Below are 20,375 nucleotides of genomic sequence, written 5' to 3'. Positions count from 1 at the left end.
GGATTCGGGCCGAACCGGTTACCGCGACGGCACCAACTCCGCACTGCTGGACACGGCAAGCCGGTGGCGCTTCACCACGATCTCGATGACTTCCTCGGCATCGACTTTCGTCAGGAGGTCCCAGGACGGCCAATAGATGCCGCCCACCAGCCGCGCATGGCTCATCACGTCGCGAACCGTGCGCCGCATCTGGGCGATCCCCAGACGGTCGACCAGCGACGCGGGGATCGGTACCGCGAGTTGTGGACGGTCCGGATCGGGGATCAGGTATGCCAACGACTGGTCCAGCCCTCGAAGCGAGTAGACCCACGTCCAGCGCCACGGCAGACCCTCCCAGCAGAGCCGCTCATCGACATTGGCGAGCCGTGAGAGCGCCTGCTGAACGGATTCGGCGATGCCGCACAGGGTCTTGTTTCTGTAATGCCCGCGCAGCTCGCTCGGCGCCGGGGCGCGGAAGCGATCTTCCCAAGTACTTCGATGTGGCGAGGACTTTGCCATAACTCCTTGTGGCTTCTCCACATGGCTTCGGCTGGCCAACTATAGCCACCATGAGGCACCGCTCTGGCCGGCCGTCGCCCGAGGATGTACAGGAGATGTGCGTATGCGTTGCGATGCTGGAGGCACCCCCATAGACTCAGCGGTTTGGCCGCTGCCCCGACCCGAGGCGAAAATGAGTTCACAACAGTCCCAACCCCAGCCCCCGACCCCCGGATCCGCTCCGACGGCTGAGGAACGGCCGATGCCGGACCCGACCCTGGCCGAGGCCGGTTCGGTTTTGGTTGTGGACGACAACGCCCAGAATCTGGAGCTCCTCCAAGCCTACTTGGAGGACTTGGACCTTCCAGTTCGGACCGCCCGCGACGGTGTCGAGGCCATGCAGGCGATCGAGGGAGACCAGCCCGACATCATCCTGCTGGACGTCATGATGCCGCGCATGAGCGGCTTCCAGGTCTGCACGAAGGTCAAGTCCAACCCCGCCACCCGCGACATTCCCGTCGTGATGGTCACGGCACTCAACGAGGTCGGGGACGTGGAGCGGGCCGTTGAATCCGGCGCCGACGACTTCCTGACCAAGCCGGTCAATCGGCTCGAGTTGCTGACGCGGGTGCGGTCGCTCCTGAGGCTCCGGCTGCTCAAGAAGCAGTTGGACCGCACGCAGGAGCAGATGCGACGGGCTCGCCGGCCTGGCGTTGACGAATAGGCGCTGTCGCCGCACAGACGAGTTCAGCAGCCGGACAGCGACGCCAGCCAGGCGTTGACGAAAACAGCCAAGTCGCTCGGTGTGACGGCGCCGTCGCCGTCCAGGTCCGCGGACAACCCGCCGCTCACCAGATTCGACGACCACTCGTTCACATACACCGCGATGTCCGCCGGATCGACGGTCCGGCTCCGATCCCAGTCCCCCGGGCACGCCGCCGGGAGGACGAAGTCGGCCACAACCGGTCGGTGATCCGAAGCAACCCCGCTGATCGTCTGCACGCTGCCGGACCAGCCTGCAAACGCCGCCGGCGGAGTGGCGGCCGCGGCGAACATGTTGACGCTGGAGAACACCGAGGCCCGCCGCAGCGTCGCGATCGAGTCCTGCCAGGCGATGTAGTCGTACTTGCTCGAACCGGAGTTGAACGTCTGGCGACCGTTGGTAAAGGGATCGCGGGCGTCGTCGTAGGTGCTGTCGGACCGATCGCGGTCGGTGCCGTCGGTGCCGCCGAAGACGGCGGCCTGGGTCATCCACTCCGCGGGCCCCTTGCGGCCGTTGGTCTGCTCATCCTCGTTCCAGTCACCGCCCCAGATGATCGGGGTCCACGCGTTCAGGATGCGGGCCGGCTGCCCGGGGATGTTCACGGTCCCGGCCGGGTTCGGGTTGCCAGTGCCAGCCCCATTGAAGTAGTAGTCGAGGAAATACGCGATGTTCTGCGACGCCACGAGCCTCTCGGCAAGGTCGCTGCTCTGCGAGCCGCTGCGGAGGTGGCTCGTGCCGACCACGACGTCCCCCTTGTAGACAAAGGGCGGGAGCGTGATCTGTGCGCACGCGAAGCCGCGGATTCCGCCGGTGCCACCGGGCGCGTACCCCGAGGCGGAGACGCCAAAGTCGCTGATCACCGGAGCGCCGGCGCCGTTGAGATCCTTGAACGGATAGCGGCTGAGCACGACATTGCGATTGAACCCGTCGTTGGACGAACTGACATAGATGTAGGGCAAGTCGTAGCCCGCCGCGTACTTCTGAACGTACGCCGTCACCGCCCCGCCTCGAAACGAGTCCGTCCCCCCACGGAGCAGCAGGGCCGCGGTGGCCTGGAGGTTGCCGATGGAATCCACTCCGGATCCGGTGCCGTTGCCGCTGTTGTCACCGGTTTCCTGCAGCAGCAGGACGTCCGGCTTCATCTGCGCGATGATGCGGGCGACCGCGGTCCAGTTGTTGGTCCCTTCAGTCTTGAAGTTGGATGAGCACATCGCATCACGGACGTTCCACGTCATGACGCGGAGGTCGTTGGAGTCGGTCTTGCCCCACTGTCCGGCCTGGGGATTCCACTGGGCATACCCGGTGCTTGTGATGAACAGTGACGCGACGAGAATGACGGACCGGATCAATGAGATTCCTCCATCGGCAGGCGGGTTCTGGCGGCGGGCGGACTGTACCACGCAGTGTGCGATGCACAAAGGCGCTTGGGTCCAAAAAAGACGCACGTCTGCGCGAGGCAGACGTGCGTCGGTCGGTACGTGCCGATATGGCCCCGGGTTTCGGCTTATGGGCAGCCGAGGTTGCCGGGCGTGGTCCCGCCAACCCAGTACTGGATGAACACCGCGATGTCGGAGGGCTCGACAGCGCCATTGCAGTCCAGGTCGGCCTGGCGTGCGATGTTGGGGAGGCCGGGGTTGGCCACCGCAAAGGACCAGGACTGGATGAACTGGGCGATGTCCGCGGGCTCGACGGTGCCGTTGCGGTCCCAGTCGCCGACACACTCGGTGCTGTCGGCGGTGCCGTTGGCGCCGCCGGCCTGGGGCAGGCCGTTGACGTTCGTGGCGGTCTTGGTGAAGCAGTCAGGGCCGACCACGGGCGGGTTGATCACCACAAACTGGTTGCCGGCGATGGCCGTGAAGTCGATCGCCGAGGTGGTGCCGAGGTTGCCGGTCCCAGCGGGAAGACCGCCGATGACCTGGTTGGAGCCAAAGGTGTAGTCCTGGCTCGCGACAAAGCCGGCCAGCCGGATGACAGAGGTCGGCGTCGCGCCGAGTTCGTCGAGGCGGATGCGGAGCTCGACGCCCGTCGTCACAGCCGTGGCGAGCGCCTGGCTTGCGAGGGTGTCGGTCACCCCCGCCAGGTTGGAGTTGTTCATCGTCGCCAGGATCAGGCCGGGCACCGCCACGGAGGCTGGGTTGTAGGGGTTCGCCGAGATGAGGCGCGGAGCCGCATCGGTGTACAGGTTCGGGAGCGTGGCGCCCGGATCGACGAACGGATCGGCCTGCACGTCATAGAACGACGCCGGGAAGTTCAGCGGGTTGATATACGACTTGGCGGCGTAGAAGTAGGACCCGTAGTCGAGGGAGTTGAACAGGATGTCCTCGGCCCGGCCGTTGGTCCGCAGGAACGCGGCGTTGGCGTACTGGATCACGGGGTTTCCGCTGTTCTTGACGGAGATCCAGTAGTCGGCCGAGAAGCCGTTGTCGAACTTCATTCCGGAATAGGACAGGGTTTCGCAGGGGCACCCGTTGTTGCACGGATCGGGCACGTCGCAGCCGGGTGCGCCGGGGTCGATCGGCTGGGTCACCTGGCGCTGTCCCATGTTGTTCAGGCCGTTGAAATCGATGTCGACGTTCGGGGGTGAGCTGGCCGAGCCGCGGAGTTGCTGCTGGCCGCCCTTCTGAACATCGAAGAAGAGGTTGAGGGTGTTGTTGTTGGTCTGGACGTTGCCCGTCACCATGAGGTAGAGGTAGGTGGAATCGCGGTAGGCGTAGATCGCGTCGATCTCAGAGCCGTTGGCAAAGTCGTTCTGACCCGGGGAGGGCTGGCAGCCATCGACGCCGCCGACATTGGAGTTGTTGATCGTGGCCTCGATGCCCAGGATCCCATCTCCGCCGGTCAGGGTGCCGACGCCGTGGGTTGTGCCGCCCGCGTAGCCGCCGGCGCCGTTGCCGGCGGTGAGCAGCTCGGCCCAGTCGACGTAGATCGGGTTGGTCGGGGCCGTGTTGTTGCCGATGCCCAGCCAGTAGTCCGGGGCAAAGCCGACGTCGAACCGCACGCCGTTGCTCGCGGCCGGCGCTCCGCCCATCCGGTTCACGCCGCCGTTGGGGTTGCCGATCGGGGCGTTCGTGTTCAGGATGCGGTTCTGGCCCGATCCCGACCCGTTGGTATCGATGAAGATCTCGAGCTTGTTGTTGTTGGTCTCGACGTTGCCGGGGATGAAAACGTAGAGCCGGCGGTCGTTCACCGGTCCCGCGACAATGGCGTACGCCCCGTCGATCTCGGAACCGTTGCAGGCGCCGATCGTGCCGGTCGTGGCGTTGCCGAAGCCGGTTCCGAGGTTCTGCACCCACGCCGATTGGCCCGCGGCGGTGTACGCGGCCGCGTACGCACCGTCCATCGACCCATCAACCGTGGGGGGCGCCGCGGCGGTCGAAGCCACGATTACCGGGACGTATTGGTTGCCGCCCAGAGACAGGGCCTGGAAGTTCACATTGCGCGGTTCACCCAGGTTGGCCTGGGCGGGAATGCCGCCGACGACCTGGTTGGCCATGAAGTCGTGGTTTGAGCCATTGATGAACGCCGCGATGCGGATCGCCGCCTCGCTCGGGTTTCCGATGTTCGCCAGGGGGATGCTGACTTCGACACCCGTTGACACGCCGGCGCCGCTCGTCGGCGAGCAGGGAGCCGGGGGCGTGTAGTTGTTGTCACCGAACTGGGTGGGGTTTTCCGAGTTGAACCAGATCGCGGGGCCGTACATGCCATCCCGCATGCCGTCGATCGTCGGCTGAGCGTTCACGTACGCGGCAGAAGCCGAGACCGCCAGGCCGGCGATCAACATGGAACGAGTCCTCATCCGGAAACTCCTTGTGCAGCCCATATCGCGGGCGTTCATCAGGTATTTGTACGTAGAATCCCTGCTTTAGGGACTCATCAAAGTTCCTAGCGTACCGCAATGGGCGGAAACTTCCACAAAAAAGTCGCTCGAACCGAAATCGGTTTCAGACGGGATTCGTGGGGTTGGTGTCAGGTATTCGGATGGTTCAGTGTTGAATGCGGCGGTGCCCCGGCCAGGCGACAAGTTGCATGATTCTGTGCGTCCAGACCTGCTGACGGGCCGTACAGACGGTATAACGGGGATTCCGACGCGGGCGCGTATTCGCGGCGCCACGGTGTTTCTGACGGGCTCCATTTGGTATTCTGGATTTCCGCAGTGAGTCGAGGGGGGCCGGCATTCGACCGGCAAGGCTGTACGCGGTTTCAGCCGCATGAAGAACGGGATGAAGACCATGTCAAGCACCACGCAGCCGGATGGCCCATCGCGCACGACTCAGGATCGAGGCGGGTTTACGCTGATTGAACTGCTCGTGGTGATCGCGATCATCGCGCTGCTGGTTGCCATTCTCCTTCCCGCGCTGGCTGGCGCCCGGGAGAGTTCGCGCCGCACGGTCTGCTTGAGTAACTGCCGGCAGATGTCGCTCTCGATGAACTACTACGCGAATGACCAGCGGGAGTGGTACCCGGTCAAGCCGGTGCCGGCGACGCCGGGCGGGCTCTCCGCGGCGCAGGTGGCGGCCTGGCCATACTCGAACCAGCAACTCCATGGCGGTGTCGCCGGCATGTTCAGCCTGCGGCAACTTGGTGACGGCGCTGCGACCGACTCGACCACTCAGGATCCGGGATGGATCGCAGGGTTCTACCTGACCACCCCGCCGGTATCAACACCCATCATGGAGGGGTACCTCGAGGGATTCGGAGCTCTTGTGTGTCCGTCGGACAGGCTGGACATCTATTGGAGTCCATCTGTGGCGCCGGGCTCCAGAGCGTACACGACCGGTAAGCCGAAACAGCCGCGAGCGCCCAAGTCGGTTGAGGAGGTGGTGAGTTACAACATCAGTTACCTCTACATCGCCGGGTTCAAACTGGATGACCCGGCCCTGGTCGGACCGGCGCCGCTGTGGGGTGATGAGGCCAACTGCTGCGACGTCGGCACAAGGGCGTGGTGGGGCGATGCTGGCGACGCGATCGCCGCGGGGGTCCGGCCCCAGACGAATATGTTCTCGAAGGAGGACAACCACGGCACTGACGGCGGTAACTACGCCTTTACCGATGGGCATGCGACAATGGTCCGAGGCAGCGCAGCGGCCTCGTTCTTTACCGGGGGAAACACGAATCCGCAGAACGTGAATATCCTCGATCCTTTTCGCAGCGACCGCTTACAGACGCACGACTAGGACCGAGGCAGGGAGGGGCTAAATTCGATTATGATCCGCATCCCCTATGGGAGCGAGTGTGGCGAACCGAGCGATCGACAGCGCGGGCGGCAACGGCCGGGGTTTCTTCAGGGTGGTGCTCGGCGCGCAGGAGTTCGGCCTCGTCGTCGTCATCGCCCTCATGGTGCTGGGGTTGACGTTCACGTCCGGGAGCATTGAGCGGCGTGACCGCGAGACCGGTGAGACCTATCAGGTCAACAAGTTCCTGAACAAGGACAACCTGGTCGGCATCGCCAAGGACTCGAGTTTCATCGCGGTCATGGCCGTGGGGATGGCCGGCGTCATCATCATGGGTGGCATCGACTTGTCCGTGGGCTCGATGTACGCGCTGGCCGCGGTGGTCGGGGCCACGGTCCTCAAGTGGCTGGAATCGTCGGGCGGGGGCGGCGGCGGTGGTGGGCCCGGGGTGAGCGGGTGGGTAGCGATTCCCCTCGGCGTGGCGGTCTGCTGCGGGGCGGGGGCGCTGTGCGGGGTTGTGAACGGGCTGGCCACCGTCGGCCTGCGGGTGCACCCGTTCATCATCACCCTGGGCGGGATGGCCGTGTACCGCGGCATCGCCTTCGTGCTCACGAAGGGGCAATCGATCAGCGAGTTCCCGATCTCGTACACCACCCACGGGTTCAAGGCGACGCTCTGGGGTGTAAACCCGGTTCCGATGCTGGTGATGGTCGTCGTCGCTCTCTGTGGTGCGGCGGTGCTCACGCGGACGACGTTCGGCCGCTGGACCTTCGCCATCGGCGGGAACGAGACCGCCGCGAAGTACGCCGGGGTCTCCGTCGGTGCGGTGAAGGTGGCGCTGTTCACGATCTGCGGGGCGCTGGCGGGGCTGAGCGCGGCGATGCTGTTGGGGTACTACGGCACCGCCGCATCGAACGCCGGCACGGGGTATGAACTGAGCGTGATCGCCGCCGCGGTGGTGGGGGGGGCGTCGCTCAGCGGGGGGCGCGGGTCGGCGATCGGGGCGATGCTCGGGGCGCTGGTGATCCAGCTCATCGACAACGGCATCGTCGTCCTGGGCATCGATTCCAACTACACGAATATTGTGATCGGGATGGCGATTGTCCTAGCCGTCGTCGTCGACCAGACCAAGCACCGGCTGTCGGGCGGGCGGTAGACTCGAAATTGGCGGGCCGGCGAACCCGGACCCATAGAGGAGCATGGCATGACACGGACATTGTGGCGAGGCGGGCTGGCGGCGGGGCTTGCGGCGGTGGCGGCGGCGGCGTTCGTGGCGATGGGCGCCATGGCGGCCCAGCCGGGCAGCGCTCCGAAGAAAAAGACCTACGTGCTCGGCCTGATCGCCAAGAGCCAGAGCAACCCGGTGTTCCTCGCCGCCAGAACGGGCGCCGAAGACGCGGCCCGGGAGTTGGGCGAGAAGATGGGAGTCACGATCAAGATCGACTGGCAGACGCCCGTGAGCGAAGACGGCCAGAAGCAGGCCGAGAAGCTGGAGCAACTGGTGGCGTCCGGGGTCGATGGGGTGGCGATCTCCTGCTCGGATGCGAACATCGCGACGATGGCCATCGACGCGGCGGTCGACAAGGGGGTGCCCGTGGTGTGCTTCGACAGCGATGCGCCGCGGAGCAAGCGTTTCGCCTACTACGGCACGGACGATGAGGCATGCGGCCGGCAGGTGGCCGCGGAACTCGCGAAGGCGATGGGCGGCAAGGGGGTGGTGGCGATCCTCGCGGGGAACCAGAATGCGCCGAACCTTCAGGCCCGCGTAAAGGGCGTGAAGGAGGGGATGGCGAAGTTCCCGGATATCAAGGTGCTGGACACCTACTACCACGGGGAGACGGCGCAGGACGCGGTGGCGAAGATCGAGCAGGTGCAGGGGGCCAACCCGCAGATCACCGGGTGGGCGTTCGTCGGCGGCTGGCCGCTGTACACGGAGAACGCGCTGGACAAGGTGCGTGGCAAGGCGAAGGTGGTCAGCGTCGATGCGCTCCCGCAGTGCTTGGCGTACGTCAAGAGCGGCGACGTCGAGGTGTTGCTGGGGCAGAAGGTGTACGAGTGGGGGTACGAATCGGTCGAGCTGCTGATGGACAAGATCGCGAACAAGAAGGAGCCGTCGAGCCCGATCGTCAAGGCCGACCTGGTGCCCGTGACGGCCGCGAACGCCGACGAATACGGCAAGAACTGGGACAAGTGGCTGGGCAAGAAGAAGTAACGGGCGATCCCGGTGGCGCCACGGCGGCGCCAGGAGCGGCGGCCTCATGAGCGATCTGCTGGTGGTGCGCAACATCACGAAGCGGTTCGGGCCCACGGTGGCGCTCGACGATGTCTCCGCGTCGTTCCGCGCCGGCGAGGTCCACGCGCTCATGGGAGAGAACGGCGCGGGCAAGAGCACGCTCGGGAAGGTGATCGCCGGGCTGCACCGGCCCGATGACGGGACGGTGATGATCGGCGGGCGGTCGCTGCGGCCGGGGTCGATCGACGAGGCGTTCCGCGCCGGCGTCCGGATCGTGCACCAGGAACTGGCGCAGTGCCCGAACCTGAGCGTAGCGGAGAACCTGTGCCTGCACGACTTGCCCACGGGCCGGCTGGGGCTGGTGGACCGGCGCGCGATGAACGCGCGGGCGGAGCGGCTGCTGCTGCGGCTGGAGCCGGCAATCGACGTCGAGGCTCCGCTGGGATCGCTGCCGCCGGGTCACCGGCAGATCGTTCAGATCGCCAGTTCCCTGGATGACCGGACCGGGGGCCCCGCGGCCGGCGGGGGTGATGGGAAGACGGCCGAGAGCGCGCGGGTGATCGTCTTTGACGAACCGACCAGTTCGCTGGCAATCGCCGAGGTGGATCGGCTGCTGAAGATTGTCCGCCAACTGGCCAGGGAGGGGATCACGATCCTGTATGTCTCGCACCGGATGGCGGAGATCTTTGAGGTCTGCGACCGCGTGACGGTGCTCCGCGACGGGCGGTACGTGGCGACCAGCGATGTGGGCTCGCTGGACGAGGCGACGCTGGTCGAGCAGATGATCGGCCGGCGCATCGAAATGCCGGTGCGGAGGGGCGGCGCGGATTCGGGTGCGGATCCGGATCGGGCCGCCGGCCGTGCGATGCTGGGGCCGGCCGCCGATGGTCACACGCCGGGCCAGTCGCCGCCGTTGCTGGAAGTTCGGCGGATCCAGTCCCGGGGCAAACTGCACGGGGTGTCACTGGACGTCCGGGCGGGGGAGATTGTCGGGGTCGGCGGGCTGGTGGGGGCGGGGCGCAGCGAGTTGCTGGACGCGGTCTTCGGGCTGGACCACGCGGCGAGGGGGACGGTGCGGGTCGCCGGGCAGGAGATCGATCTGGCGTCGCCCAGGTCGGCGATCCGGGCGGGTGTCGGGTATGTCCCGGAGGATCGGAAGCTCCAGGGGCTGTTCTTCGAGCTGGGGGCGGATGAGAACATCACCATGCCGGTGATGGGGCGACTCGCCCATGCGCTGGGATTCCGCAGCCTGAGCGCCGAGCGGGTCCACGTGGCCGATCGGCTGGAGGCGCTCCGTGTGAAGGCGGCGTCACCCAGGAGCCGGCCGGGCGAACTCAGCGGTGGGAACCAGCAGAAGCTCCTCATCGCCCGCTGGATGGGCAAGGGGACGCGGGTGCTGCTGCTGGATGAGCCGACGCGCGGGATCGACGTCGGGACCAAGATCGAGATCTACAGGCTGGTGCGGCAGGCAGCGGAGGAGGGGGCGGCCATTCTGCTCGTGTCGAGCGAGATGCCTGAACTCCTTGCCTTGTCAGACCGCATTGTTGTCCTGTGCGATGGTCGGCTGACCGGCGAACTCCGGGGGGAGGACATGACGCAGGCCAACATCCTCCGCCTGGCGACGATGGAGCAGCCGCGTGGGACCGCTGCGCGGTGATGCTCAGGGGTTTGCGGGGAACAAAAACTCCAGCGCCGCGGGGAGCCGCTTGGCCCATGCCGATTCGGTGTGCGTCGCATCGGGATCGACGATCAGTCGGCGGCCCGTGTCCGGCACGCCCTTGGACTTGGCGAGTTGGTCGAGGTCACGGGCAGTCTTGACGTACCCGTCGTTGGCGCTGGGGGCGACGTTATCGCCTGCCTCCTTGCCTCCCATCCCGATGTACAGGCGCGAGGGCCACTGGCTGGAGTCTCGGAAGAGCTGCATCACCATGCCGCCCTTGCGGTCCAGGACCGCCGGGCTCTCGGCGAGGACTTTGCCGAAGAGGTCGGGACGCTTGAGCGCGGCGTATACGGCGAAGGTTCCGCCCAGGGATGACCCGCCGATGCCCGTGTGCTCCGGACCGGTCTGTGTGCGGAACGCCCGGTTGACGCGTGGCAGGACCTCGCGGGTGAGGAACTCGAGGTAGGCGTCGGCGCGGGCTTCGACGCCGTCGATGACCGGGGCCGGCGTGTACTCGACGGCACGGGCGGTTCCGGCATGCGGGATGCCGACGATGATCAGCGGCTCGATCTTCTTCTGGGCGATCAGGCGGGCGGCGGTCTCATCGACTTCCCACTCGCCTGGGACCGCCGGGAGCTTCTCAAAGAGGTTCTGGCCGTCCTGGAGGTACAGGACGGGGTATCGGCGCGAGGCGTTCTCCGGGGCGTTGTACCCGGGCGGGAGCCAGATCAGCGCATCGCGGGCGAGCGAGGCCGACGCGCCTCCGCTGACGACGGCGAGCCGGCGGAGCGACCCGCCCGGCGCGATCTTGATCTCACGGTAGGGGTTCGCAGCGAGGGCGGATGCATCCGGTGACTGCTGATCCCGCCAGGCTTCGACAGTCAGTTCGATGATCGGCGGCTCACCGGGCTTAAGGGTTGAGGCGTCGATCAAGGGGAGGGTCCGGTTCTCGATGTCCTTGAACTCGGCGGCAGTCTCTACGGACTCCCACGACCCGCGGGTGAACTTGAACGCGATCCGGGAGTCCAGCACGGGTTTGGGGAAGACGATCTGCCAGCGGCGATCAGAGCGGGGAGTCAACCGCTGGGCCGGATCACCCGGGTTCCAGCCGTTGTGCGATGACGCGATGTAGATCGGGGCGTCCGAGGTGGCGATGTTGGGCTTGTCGGTGACGACGAGGATGAATCCCTGTTCCAGCGACTCGGGTTGGACCATGCGTGGCTGGCCGGAATCTCCCGCTGTGGCCAGGCCGGGGGATGGCGAGAGGGTGAGTGCCAGCGAAAGGGACAGTGCGGACAGGAAGTGTCGCAACGGAGGTCTCCGTGGGTGGAACGCGAGGATACCGGACAGTGGAGGCGGGGGAGTGCGCAGCCAGATCGCCTATTTTCCCATGCTGGGCGAGAGTGAGGTTACCAATCTGGACGGGGTAGACTGAAAAGGGTTGCAAGGGGCGAAGATTCCTGTATTCTTAGCCCTGACGGTGGAGAGAGAGACCCACCGCGCGATGATCCGTGGTTCAGCCGTCCGGAGATGCCCGGCGGCCTTTGAATAGCGCGCTGCACGACGGCGCCGGGAGCGATGAGATGAGAAGCGGAATGTGTGTGTTGGCGTTGCTGGTCGCCGCGGGAAGCCCCGCGATGGCTCAGTTGGTGGACACCCGGGTTGATACGACTCCGGGCGGCGCGACGGTTGACCAGGTGATCTCCCCCAATGAGTACGGCCCCGGAAACGCGTACTCGTACACCGGCGGCGGGTCCGGTTTCGGCGGTACTGTGGGCGGCGGCACGCTGTACATGAACAGCGACGCGACGAACCTGTACATCGGGTTCAATGCCGGCGGTGCGATGAACGACCTGATCACGATCATGCTCGACACCCGAGCGGGTGGGTTCACCGACGCCCAGATGGACGATCAGGGTGACGGCGCCCGGCGCGCTTCGTCGAACCTCAACGGCGGCGGCGATGATGTCATGGGCATCCTCCCGGACTTCTCGCTCGTCTTTGCGAGCTGGGGCACGGTGATGTTCGAACTCAACGCGGGCAACACGCCGAACCACCTGAACTTCGTGGCCTTTGACGGCGGAGGCTCCCAGCCGGTTCGCGAGTACGCGATCCCGCTGGCGACGCTGGGCGTGCTGCCCGGCGGCAACATCGATTTCTTCGTCGCGTATATCGCTGATTCCGGCTACGGCTCGAATGAGTCGATCCCGGCCCAGGCGTTCAACGCCGGTCCGAACATCGGCTTCGACCCGCCACCGGCCAGCGGCTACTCGGCGTACGACCGCTTCACGACAGTCCCGACCCCGGGTGCGGCCGCGCTGCTGGGCCTCGGCGGTCTGCTCGTCGCCCGCCGCCGGCGGTAATCCTCGATCCAAACCGCGCAGGACGCATGGAGGGTCGCGCTCTCGGGTGCGACCCTCTTTCTTTGCGCTGGGGGGAAATGACTTCAGAGGCCTACCGCTGACCACCGACCATGTTCGCGGCCTCGGAGGCGCGGAAGAACAACTCAAGGAACCGAAGGTCGCGAGAGTCGTTGTCGCCGTCGGCGTCGAGGTCCGCCTGCGGGACGTACGACGTGAGCGTGAAGAAGTCCCACATGTCGTCGATCGTGACGAACCCATCGCGGTTCACGTCGCGGTTGCCGATGACGACGTCGATGTTGTAGGTCTGGGCCGACTTGTTGCCCGAGGGCTCGAAGGCAACGACCGTCACCGTGTGGGGTCCCAGGGACATGCCGGAGATCGTGCGGCGGTATTCCATCCGATCCGGGCGGGAGGCCTGGTTGCCGGCGTTCGCGGCAAGGTACGGGTCGCTGCCCTGCGGCAGGTCCAGGATGATGTGGACACGGTTGGTGCCGCGGTCGGCCGCGGTGACGGAGAATGTGTAAGTTGTTGAGGCCAGTTCGCCCGCGGGGGGGAGGGCCAGGGAGACCTGCGGGGGGGAGCGATCGATGTAGATTGCCTTGCGGAAGTCCGTGTAGATCGGGGCGCCGCCATCGGAGCGGTGGCGGAACGCGATGACGGAGAGATAGTGCATCCCCTCGTCGAGAGCGGCCGCGTTGATCGACTGGATGTAGGAGCCGCCGGGGAGTGTCGGGTTGGTGAAGAGCGGTCGGTTAAAAGTCAGGAACTGCTCGTAGCCCGCGGCGACACCCGCGCCCTCGCCGAAGTCGATCTGGCCGTTGCCGTTGTAGTCGGCGTATCCGCCGTCGATACGGAACAAGGCGTTGTCGTCCCAGTTGGGGTCCGATGGGTCGGCCTTGGTCGTTGACAACAGGATGCTGAAGGACGGGCCGGTGACGACGTCGACCGGCGTAAGCCGCCGGGAGTACGACGGGACCGAGGCGGAATCCGGCGGGATCACGGCCGTGGCGCCCTGGATCGTCAGGGTTCCTGCGGGAGCCGACGGGCCGTAGGCGACATACCCGCGGTAGTGGGCGCCGGCGGTCGAAGTGTTGTTCGGGACGGTGATGAGCACGCGGCGGTTCGCATCGGTTACCAGCAGCTCGGGGATCTGGGCCGCTGGATTGACGACCGGGTCGTTCCAGGCTCCAGTGAGTTCGTGGAGGCGGGTGCCCGGCGGGAACGATGTCTGCACGCTCCGCTGCTGCACGCCGGCATCGGCGCGGTCGTTCACCGCGACCAGCAGGTTGCCCGCGTAACCGCCGCCGCCCAGCGGGGTGCGGCGCTCGAACACGAGGACGTCGGCAAGGGACGAGTTGACCGGATCGGTGCTGTTGAGAGGGTTGTACTCGCCCCGGGCGTACCCGTTGGAGACCTGCACAAGCCGGACGAGATTCGGATCGGACCCGAGCGCGGTGGGGTTGCCCTCCTTGGGCCAGAAGCCGCGGGAGGGGATCGACGTGAACTCGCGGCCGTTGTGGTAGACGATGGAGATCCCGGGGCGGGTCAGGATCAAGGCGTGCTCGGGGAGGGCGTACGACGAGGGGCCGGGGAGCGGCGGGGGGGAGCCGGCCGTCGAGCCGTTGTCGTGCGAGTACACGTGTGTGATGCCGATCGAGCCGTTCTGGAAGCCGTCGTCGGTGAGGTCGATGAAGGCGCTCAGCACGTTCTGCCACGACCCGAAGCCGCCGGCGCCGTGAATGTCGCGAAGGGCGCCTGCCCCGTTGAGGTCGAGGGCATCGCGGTTGCCGAAGCCGTCCTTGCGGATGTAGTTGGAGTACGTGAACGAGTTGCTCTCGACCGACTCGACAAATGAGAACGCGGTGGCACGCGACCCGCCGGGGGTGAGACGCCGCTTGTACGGAGCGTTGTCCCAGTAGTTGGTCCAGAACCACGGCGGGATGTGCTTGGCGGCGTCAAGGCGGAAGCCGTCGACCTTCAGATCGTCGAGCATCCACTGTGTCCAGCGGATGAGCAGACCGACGGCGTTTTCGGCGACCGGGTCGCCCGCCGCGGGGTCGGCGGTGTTGAAGACCGTGAAGTTGAGGACCTGGTTTGTCGCGGGGTTCCTGAACTGGTTGGTTGGGAGGCCAGGGTCCTGGATGCCCGGGGAGGGGACCAGTTGCAAGTCGGGGTAGAGGCGGGTGTTGGCCGCGTTGGGGCGGTTGTATACGGTGCCCGCCGGGATGTTGAGCGGGTCGGCCGCGATCGGGTGACGGATGTACTGGTAGTTCTTCTCGTGCGCGATATCGATCAGGCCCACGAGATCGCCGTTCCAGAGGCTGTAGTTGGCGCCGCCGGGGTTCTCGGATTGCTGGGTGCCGTCGTGAAAGTCACCCCAGAAATCCGGGCCGGTTCCGGGCAGGTAGAACCCTGGCCAGGCTCCCGCGGCGATGAAGCCGGAGTTGGACGTGCGGCCGGAGTTGTGGTTCATGATCGAGTCGACGTACACCTGAGCGCCGGCGCGATGGAACTCGGCGATCATCGCCCGGAAGTCCGCCTCGGTGCCGTAGAGCGTGGGCGAGTTGGGTGTGCCCAGGTCGAAGCGGTCAAAGGGGTCGTAGCCGGGGCTGGTTGGATCGGACGCTTTTGACACTGGGGGAAGCCACACGGCGTCGTAGCCCGAGACGAAGTAGTCGGGCATCCGAGCTTCGATGGTCTGCCACCTGGTCTCGAACCACTCCAGGATTACCGGGTTGTCATCTGCCAGGGCGCCAGCGGGGAGGGCCAGAAGCACAGCCGCGGCGAGCGAGCGACGCCAGGCGAGGGGCTGTCCGGCGGCGTGTAGCAGGTCCGATATCACCGGCATCTCCTGGCGCGCACAGAAAGAGCGTCTCCTGCAAGATCATAAGTCACGAATGAGACCGTGCCAGAGTGACGCGCGAGTGGACGAAGGAGCCGGGCGAACCGGGGGAAGACCCCAGTGGGCTACTTGAGCAGGATGACTTCGACCTTGCGGCTGGGCTTGGCCATCCTGCCTTCGTGCCTCTCCTTGATCTCCAGTTGCCCGCCTTCCGTGGTCGCCTCGAAGGTGGTCAGGAGGTAGTCGCCGGTCTGAAATCCGTACCCATCGCCAGCATCTTCATAGAGGGTCCCGCTGGCCTTGCCGTCGGCGTCAAGACTCACGATCAGGGTGAGGGGGTCAAGGGGCTTCTGGGAGGTGTACTCGATGATCGGGCCGACCGGGATGATGGCGCCGGAGCGGACACGGAGGGCCGGGAGGTCCGGGTCGGCGGAATCCCCATCGACGAGGGAAAGGGAACGCCATTCGCCCTTGGGGAGGGCGGGGACGCGGTCGCGCAGCGGTGTTGTCGCCGCGACGACCAGGAGGTCGGAGCCGAGCAGGAAGGCGTCGTCCTCGGACCGCAGGGCCGGGTCCGTGGGGTCGGCAAAGAAGACCGGGCGAGCGACGGGGAGGCCGCTGATCGATGCCTCGCGGAAGAGGGTGTAAAGATAGGGGATCAGGCGGTAGCGGCGCTGCAGGGCGAGGCGGCAAGTGGACTCGGTGGCGGCGTCGAAGGCCCAGGGCTCCTTGTTGATGTTCCCCTTGCCGGTGTGGCCTCGGGAGAAGGGGAGCAAGGCTCCGATTCCCATCCATCGGGCAAAGAGCTTGGCGTCGCCGTTGCCGTTGAAGCCGCCGATATCAGGGCCGCAGAAGGGTTGGCCTGAGAGACTTAGGTTCAGCGCCATGGGGATTGAGGCTTCGAGATCGTCCCACTCGGCGGAGTTGTCGCCGGTCCAGGTCGCCGCGTAGCGGTGCGATCCGATGTAGCCGGCGCGGGTGAGGACGAACGGTCGCTTGCTGGGAGCGGCGGCGGTGATGCCGTCGAAGGTTCCTCTGGCCATGAGCATGCCGTAGACATTGTGGAAGCGGGCATGCGGCCCGGCGGAGACAACGCCGGTTGGGAGGTGGATCCCGCCGGCGTGGCGGTTGTCCTCGGGCATCGTCTTGGACGCGACGTTGAAGATGGCTGGCTCGTTCATGTCGTTCCACACGCCGTCGATACCCTGGGCCATGAAGCCCTGGTAGAGGGTCGCCCACCACTCCTGTGCATCCGGCCTGGTGTAGTCCGGAAAGACGCACCAGCCGGGCCAGACTTCACCCTTGTAGACCTCGTTCGTGGCGGTCCTGACGGCCATGTCGCCGGACATCAGCGTGTCGTACACCGGGTAGCCGGGTTCGGCCTTGATGCCGGGGTCGATCATCCAGATGCAATGGAAGCCTTGCGCCTTGAGGTCGGCGTTGAGGCCCTTGGGGTCGGGGAACTGCACCTTGTCAAAGGTGAAGACTCGGTAGCCGTCCATGTAGTCGATGTCGAACCAGATGACGTCGCAGGGGATCTGGCGGTCGCGGAAGCCGTTTGCGATCTCGCGGACCCGGGCGTCGGGGTTGTACGAGTAGCGGCACTGGTGGTAGCCGATGGCCCACTTGGGCGGCATCGGGATGGTGCCGATGAGCGAAGCGAGGCTGGTGAGCACCTCCTGGGGCGAGGGGCGATCGATGACGATCACGGGGAAGGCGGGTCCGTCGGCTGTGAAGGTGATGCCATCCTTGAGATCGATCTCGCAGCGCCACGTGGTGTCGGCCAGGAGGCCGAACGCCGTGCCATCGGGCCGGACCGCGAGCACCCATGGATGGGACTGGTAGAGGGAGGGATTGGTGTCCCCGTAGCCGTAGGCGTCGGTGTTCCAGCAGACGGTGGTCTTCCCGTTTCGCAGCAGCGGGCCGAAGACCTCGCCGGTGCCGTAGAGCGAGGTGCCCGGGGTAATCGAGACGGCGGCCGATTGCTTGCCGTCCGCCGAAGTCGAGAATTCCGGCGTGATGGGAAAGTCGGCTGGGGCGGGGCCCTTGGAGGGCCGGTCAACGACGAGGGCGAACGAGGGAAGTGCGTCCGCCGCGGCGGCGCTGTCCCGATGGAAGCGGACCACCCCGTTGCCAAGGTGTTGGGCGACAGGTGGCGAGGCGGAAGCGGCGGTCGTCAGCATGGCGATCAGGCAGGCAAGGGTGATCCGGGGCAAGGGCATCAAAGGGCTCCAAATTGGTCGAACACGGCGCCGCTCACGGGACAACGCGGACCGCGGGAGTATATTCAAACCGGCGGGGATGCTTGAACGAAGGGAGAATCATGGGCTTGATGCGTTGGAGCGTTGTGGTGGTGTCGGCGGCAGCAGGAGCGGCGAGTGGACAGTCGCTCACGGACCCTGACTGTCGGGACGACGTCTTCTACCACTTCATGCCCATCGCGTGGCGCGATTCGGACGGTGATGCCCAGCGATTCGGCGACTTTGGTGGGATGACCGCCTCGCTGGACTACCTGCAGTCATTGGGGGTAACCGCGGTGTGGATCAACCCGATCTTCCCGACGAATGCGTACCACGGCTACCAGCACGGCGCGGCGGATCAGGTCAACCCACGGTTCGGGACCGAGGCGCAGTTCGTGAACTTTGTGGGCCAGGCGCATGCGCGTGGGATCAAGGTGTTCGTCGACTTTGTGGCGTACGGGATCAGCCATACGTCAACGTGGTACCAGTCAGCACGGTCCAACCCGTCGAGCCCGTACGACCTGTGGCTCGGGTTTACCAACGGCAGCAACACGCAGTACACGGGGAGCATCTATTCCACGTGGAACGGGCAGAGTGTCGGCTTCATCCACTGGAACCTGGCGAATCCCGGCCCGGTGGGACTGGTGACGGGTTGGGCGCGGCACTGGCTGGATCCCAACTCGGATGGAAACCCGTCGGACGGGATCGACGGGTACCGGCTTGACCACGCGTATGCACAGTCGCCCGACGGCCCGAACGGGTGGGGCGCCAACATCGAGTTCTGGGAGCAATGGACGGGCAGCCTGAAGCAGCTCAAGCCCACCGTATTCAACTTCGCGGAGCAGGGGGACTGGGGGAATTACGGGACTGATCTGCTGCCGGCAATGGATGCAGCGTTTACGAAGCCGTTCGAGTTCGCAGCGCGGGACGCGGTGAACAGCGAGACGGCGGCGGGTCTGTACTCGTCGATGCGGGCGACGCTCGCCGCGATCCCGGCGGGCCGGACGTCGCTGGCGATCGTGAACGACCACGATGTGAACCGGCTGACAAGCGAGATCGGCGGGAGCATGAACAAGGCGAAGGCCGCCGCGGCCGTCCTGCTTCTGCAGCCGCTGACACCGATCATCTATTACGGCGACGAGATCGGCATGCTGGGGACGAAGCAGAGTTACGGATCGGATGCGGACGACATCCCGATGCGGGAGCCGTTCAAGTGGAACCGGCTGGCTGGACCGCCGATGTCGAACTACTGGGTGCTCAACAGCGGTGCGTACAACGGGCGATTCTCGCAGGATAACGACGGGCGGAGCGTCGAGGAACAGTCCGGAATCTCGGGGTCGTTGCTGGAGACGTATCGCACGCTGATCGCGGCCCGGCGCGCGAACATCGCGCTCCGCCGCGGCGAGTACACGCCGATTGTCAGCACGAGCTCCCGCGTGTGGGCGTTCCACAAGTCGCATGCGTTGCAGAACGTGATCGTGGCGATCAACCTCGCGGGGTCCGCACAGGTGACGAGCCTGAACATGGCGGGCTTCCGGATTGCGGGCGGAAGTGCGACGGTGACGAACGCGATCACCGGATCGGTCCTGCCGCCGGTGACCTCGGCCAATCAGGGCGCGTATTCGGTGACGGTGCCCGGATACGGGTATGTGGTTCTCGCGGCTGACGTGCTCCCACCGGCCCCCGAGCAGAGGACGGATGGGAGGAACATCCCGGCCGATCTTGGCGCTTCGGCGCGGGTGGCGGTGCAGACGTGCGCGACGGGGCTCGGTGACAATGTCTCCGAGTTGGATGCGCTGTATGTCAGGCCCGTCGCCGGCGGTGTAGTGGTTGGGGTGGCGGGCAACCTCGCGATTGATGGGACGTCGATCGCGATCATGATCGATACGGACGTGGGCGGACCGGCTGGCCAGGATGTGCTGAACACGCCGCTGCCTTCGCCGCCCGCCGGATTGCAGCAGTTGACCGGGACTCGATTGGATGCCGGATTCCGGCCGGACCGGATGTGGTACATCAACACCTTCGGCGGCTCGATCTTTGTCGACGGCCTTGTTCTCCCCGCGGGCGGCGCGGCCACCAAGACGTACCGCGGGGCGGGCTTGGTGAACTCCGGGCTCGGGGTGCTGTCCGGAGGCAGCAACCCGAACGGGCTCAAGGTGGCGTGCGACAACTCCAATAGCTCGGGCGTGACCAGGGTGTCGGTGGCCGATGCGGCGGGAGCAACGACCGGGTTCGAGGTGTTCATCAGCAAGGCGGAGCTGGGCTTCGCTGGATCCCCCTGCCGGGATCTGGGGATCGCGGCGATGCTGGTTCGGGGGAGTGGTGAGGTCTCGAACCAGTGGCTGCCCGGGGTGCTGTTCGGCACGGGCTCCCTGGGAACCTCACCGGACATGACGATCAGGCCCGGGAATCAGTTCGCTGTCGTTCCGATCGGTCGACCGGCCGACTGGGATCTCGACGGACAGATCACGCCCGGTGATCTGGCGGCGTTTATCAATGAGTGGTCGTCGGGTGTGGGATCGGGGGGGCTCGCCGCGGACTTCGATGGGGACGGCGCGGTGACGCCCTCGGACGTTGCCGGGATGGTGAATAGCTGGTTGTCGGCGCTCACGGGCGGATGCTGATT

At 66.0% G+C, this 20,375-nt stretch carries 13 protein-coding genes; 7 read left to right on the top strand and 6 right to left on the bottom strand.

Annotated elements, in window-relative coordinates:
- Positions 1-18: 18 nt before the first annotated feature.
- Complete coding sequence (locus KF745_04235; protein ID MBX3357617.1) at positions 19-498, bottom strand: hypothetical protein; 480 nt, start codon at positions 496-498, stop codon at positions 19-21.
- A 241-nt stretch (positions 499-739) separates the two neighbouring features.
- Here KF745_04235 and KF745_04230 point away from each other — a divergent pair, with 241 nt between their 5' ends.
- Entirely contained in the window at positions 740-1,201 is a 462-nt protein-coding gene (locus KF745_04230) for a response regulator (protein MBX3357616.1), read from the top strand.
- A 23-nt stretch (positions 1,202-1,224) separates the two neighbouring features.
- On the opposite strand, the gene KF745_04225 is transcribed toward KF745_04230, so the two are convergent.
- Together KF745_04225 and KF745_04220 are read right to left on the bottom strand one after the other, a co-directional pair.
- Entirely contained in the window at positions 1,225-2,589 is a 1,365-nt protein-coding gene (locus KF745_04225) for a hypothetical protein (protein ID MBX3357615.1), read from the bottom strand.
- Positions 2,590-2,744: 155 nt separating this feature from the next.
- Positions 2,745-5,036 (bottom strand): hypothetical protein, encoded by a 2,292-nt coding sequence (locus KF745_04220; protein MBX3357614.1) that lies wholly within the window; start codon positions 5,034-5,036, stop codon positions 2,745-2,747.
- Positions 5,037-5,469: 433 nt separating this feature from the next.
- Here KF745_04220 and KF745_04215 point away from each other — a divergent pair, with 433 nt between their 5' ends.
- The 4 genes from KF745_04215 to KF745_04200 are packed head-to-tail and all read left to right on the top strand — an operon-like array spanning position 5,470 to position 10,301.
- Positions 5,470-6,414, top strand: a complete 945-nt coding sequence (locus KF745_04215; protein ID MBX3357613.1) for a type II secretion system protein — start codon at positions 5,470-5,472, stop codon at positions 6,412-6,414.
- A 58-nt stretch (positions 6,415-6,472) separates the two neighbouring features.
- Positions 6,473-7,567 carry an ABC transporter permease gene (locus KF745_04210; GenBank protein MBX3357612.1) on the top strand — a complete coding sequence of 365 codons (1,095 nt, stop codon included), beginning with the start codon at positions 6,473-6,475 and terminating at the stop codon, positions 7,565-7,567.
- A 48-nt stretch (positions 7,568-7,615) separates the two neighbouring features.
- On the top strand, positions 7,616-8,623 hold the full coding sequence (locus KF745_04205; GenBank protein MBX3357611.1) for a substrate-binding domain-containing protein: 1,008 nt from the start codon (positions 7,616-7,618) through the stop codon (positions 8,621-8,623).
- 46 nt (positions 8,624-8,669) lie between these two features.
- Positions 8,670-10,301, top strand: coding sequence for a sugar ABC transporter ATP-binding protein (locus tag KF745_04200; GenBank protein MBX3357610.1), 1,632 nt, complete (start codon positions 8,670-8,672; stop codon positions 10,299-10,301).
- 3 nt (positions 10,302-10,304) lie between these two features.
- Here KF745_04200 and KF745_04195 read toward each other — a convergent pair whose 3' ends face one another.
- Positions 10,305-11,615: a hypothetical protein gene (locus tag KF745_04195; GenBank protein ID MBX3357609.1), complete on the bottom strand. Its 1,311-nt coding sequence runs from the start codon at positions 11,613-11,615 to the stop codon at positions 10,305-10,307.
- A gap of 272 nt (positions 11,616-11,887) precedes the next feature.
- Between KF745_04195 and KF745_04190 the strand changes: the two genes are divergently transcribed.
- Positions 11,888-12,667 carry a hypothetical protein gene (locus KF745_04190; GenBank protein ID MBX3357608.1) on the top strand — a complete coding sequence of 260 codons (780 nt, stop codon included), beginning with the start codon at positions 11,888-11,890 and terminating at the stop codon, positions 12,665-12,667.
- Between the two features lie 91 nt (positions 12,668-12,758).
- Here the strand turns inward: KF745_04190 and KF745_04185 are convergent, their stop codons facing one another.
- Both KF745_04185 and KF745_04180 read right to left on the bottom strand, forming a co-directional pair.
- Positions 12,759-15,515, bottom strand: a complete 2,757-nt coding sequence (locus KF745_04185) for a hypothetical protein (protein MBX3357607.1) — start codon at positions 15,513-15,515, stop codon at positions 12,759-12,761.
- A 119-nt stretch (positions 15,516-15,634) separates the two neighbouring features.
- Positions 15,635-17,731 (bottom strand): DUF5110 domain-containing protein, encoded by a 2,097-nt coding sequence (locus KF745_04180; GenBank protein MBX3357606.1) that lies wholly within the window; start codon positions 17,729-17,731, stop codon positions 15,635-15,637.
- A 110-nt stretch (positions 17,732-17,841) separates the two neighbouring features.
- Between KF745_04180 and KF745_04175 the strand changes: the two genes are divergently transcribed.
- The gene (locus tag KF745_04175) at positions 17,842-20,373 is read left to right on the top strand and encodes a hypothetical protein (GenBank protein ID MBX3357605.1); all 2,532 of its coding nucleotides are present in this window, start codon (positions 17,842-17,844) and stop codon (positions 20,371-20,373) included.
- Positions 20,374-20,375 lie beyond the last annotated feature (2 nt).

The sequence above is a fragment of the Phycisphaeraceae bacterium genome (genome assembly GCA_019636655.1).
Lineage (GTDB): Bacteria > Planctomycetota > Phycisphaerae > Phycisphaerales > UBA1924 > JAHBXB01.
The sequence above is the reverse complement of the archived record's forward strand: the minus strand, read 5'-3'. Positions and strand labels throughout refer to the sequence as shown.

Bases quoted from the DNA above. Each gene is read 5' to 3' on its own strand.
- KF745_04180 (MBX3357606.1), bottom strand. From the start codon at position 17,731: ATGCCCTTGCCCCGGATCACCCTTGCCTGCCTGATCGCCATGCTGACG.
- KF745_04185 (MBX3357607.1), bottom strand. From the start codon at position 15,515: ATGCCGGTGATATCGGACCTGCTACACGCCGCCGGACAGCCCCTCGCC.
- KF745_04190 (MBX3357608.1), top strand. From the start codon at position 11,888: ATGAGAAGCGGAATGTGTGTGTTGGCGTTGCTGGTCGCCGCGGGAAGC.
- KF745_04200 (MBX3357610.1), top strand. From the start codon at position 8,670: ATGAGCGATCTGCTGGTGGTGCGCAACATCACGAAGCGGTTCGGGCCC.
- KF745_04205 (MBX3357611.1), top strand. From the start codon at position 7,616: ATGACACGGACATTGTGGCGAGGCGGGCTGGCGGCGGGGCTTGCGGCG.
- KF745_04235 (MBX3357617.1), bottom strand. From the start codon at position 498: ATGGCAAAGTCCTCGCCACATCGAAGTACTTGGGAAGATCGCTTCCGC.
- KF745_04215 (MBX3357613.1), top strand. From the start codon at position 5,470: ATGTCAAGCACCACGCAGCCGGATGGCCCATCGCGCACGACTCAGGAT.
- KF745_04230 (MBX3357616.1), top strand. From the start codon at position 740: ATGCCGGACCCGACCCTGGCCGAGGCCGGTTCGGTTTTGGTTGTGGAC.
- KF745_04220 (MBX3357614.1), bottom strand. From the start codon at position 5,036: ATGAGGACTCGTTCCATGTTGATCGCCGGCCTGGCGGTCTCGGCTTCT.
- KF745_04175 (MBX3357605.1), top strand. From the start codon at position 17,842: ATGCGTTGGAGCGTTGTGGTGGTGTCGGCGGCAGCAGGAGCGGCGAGT.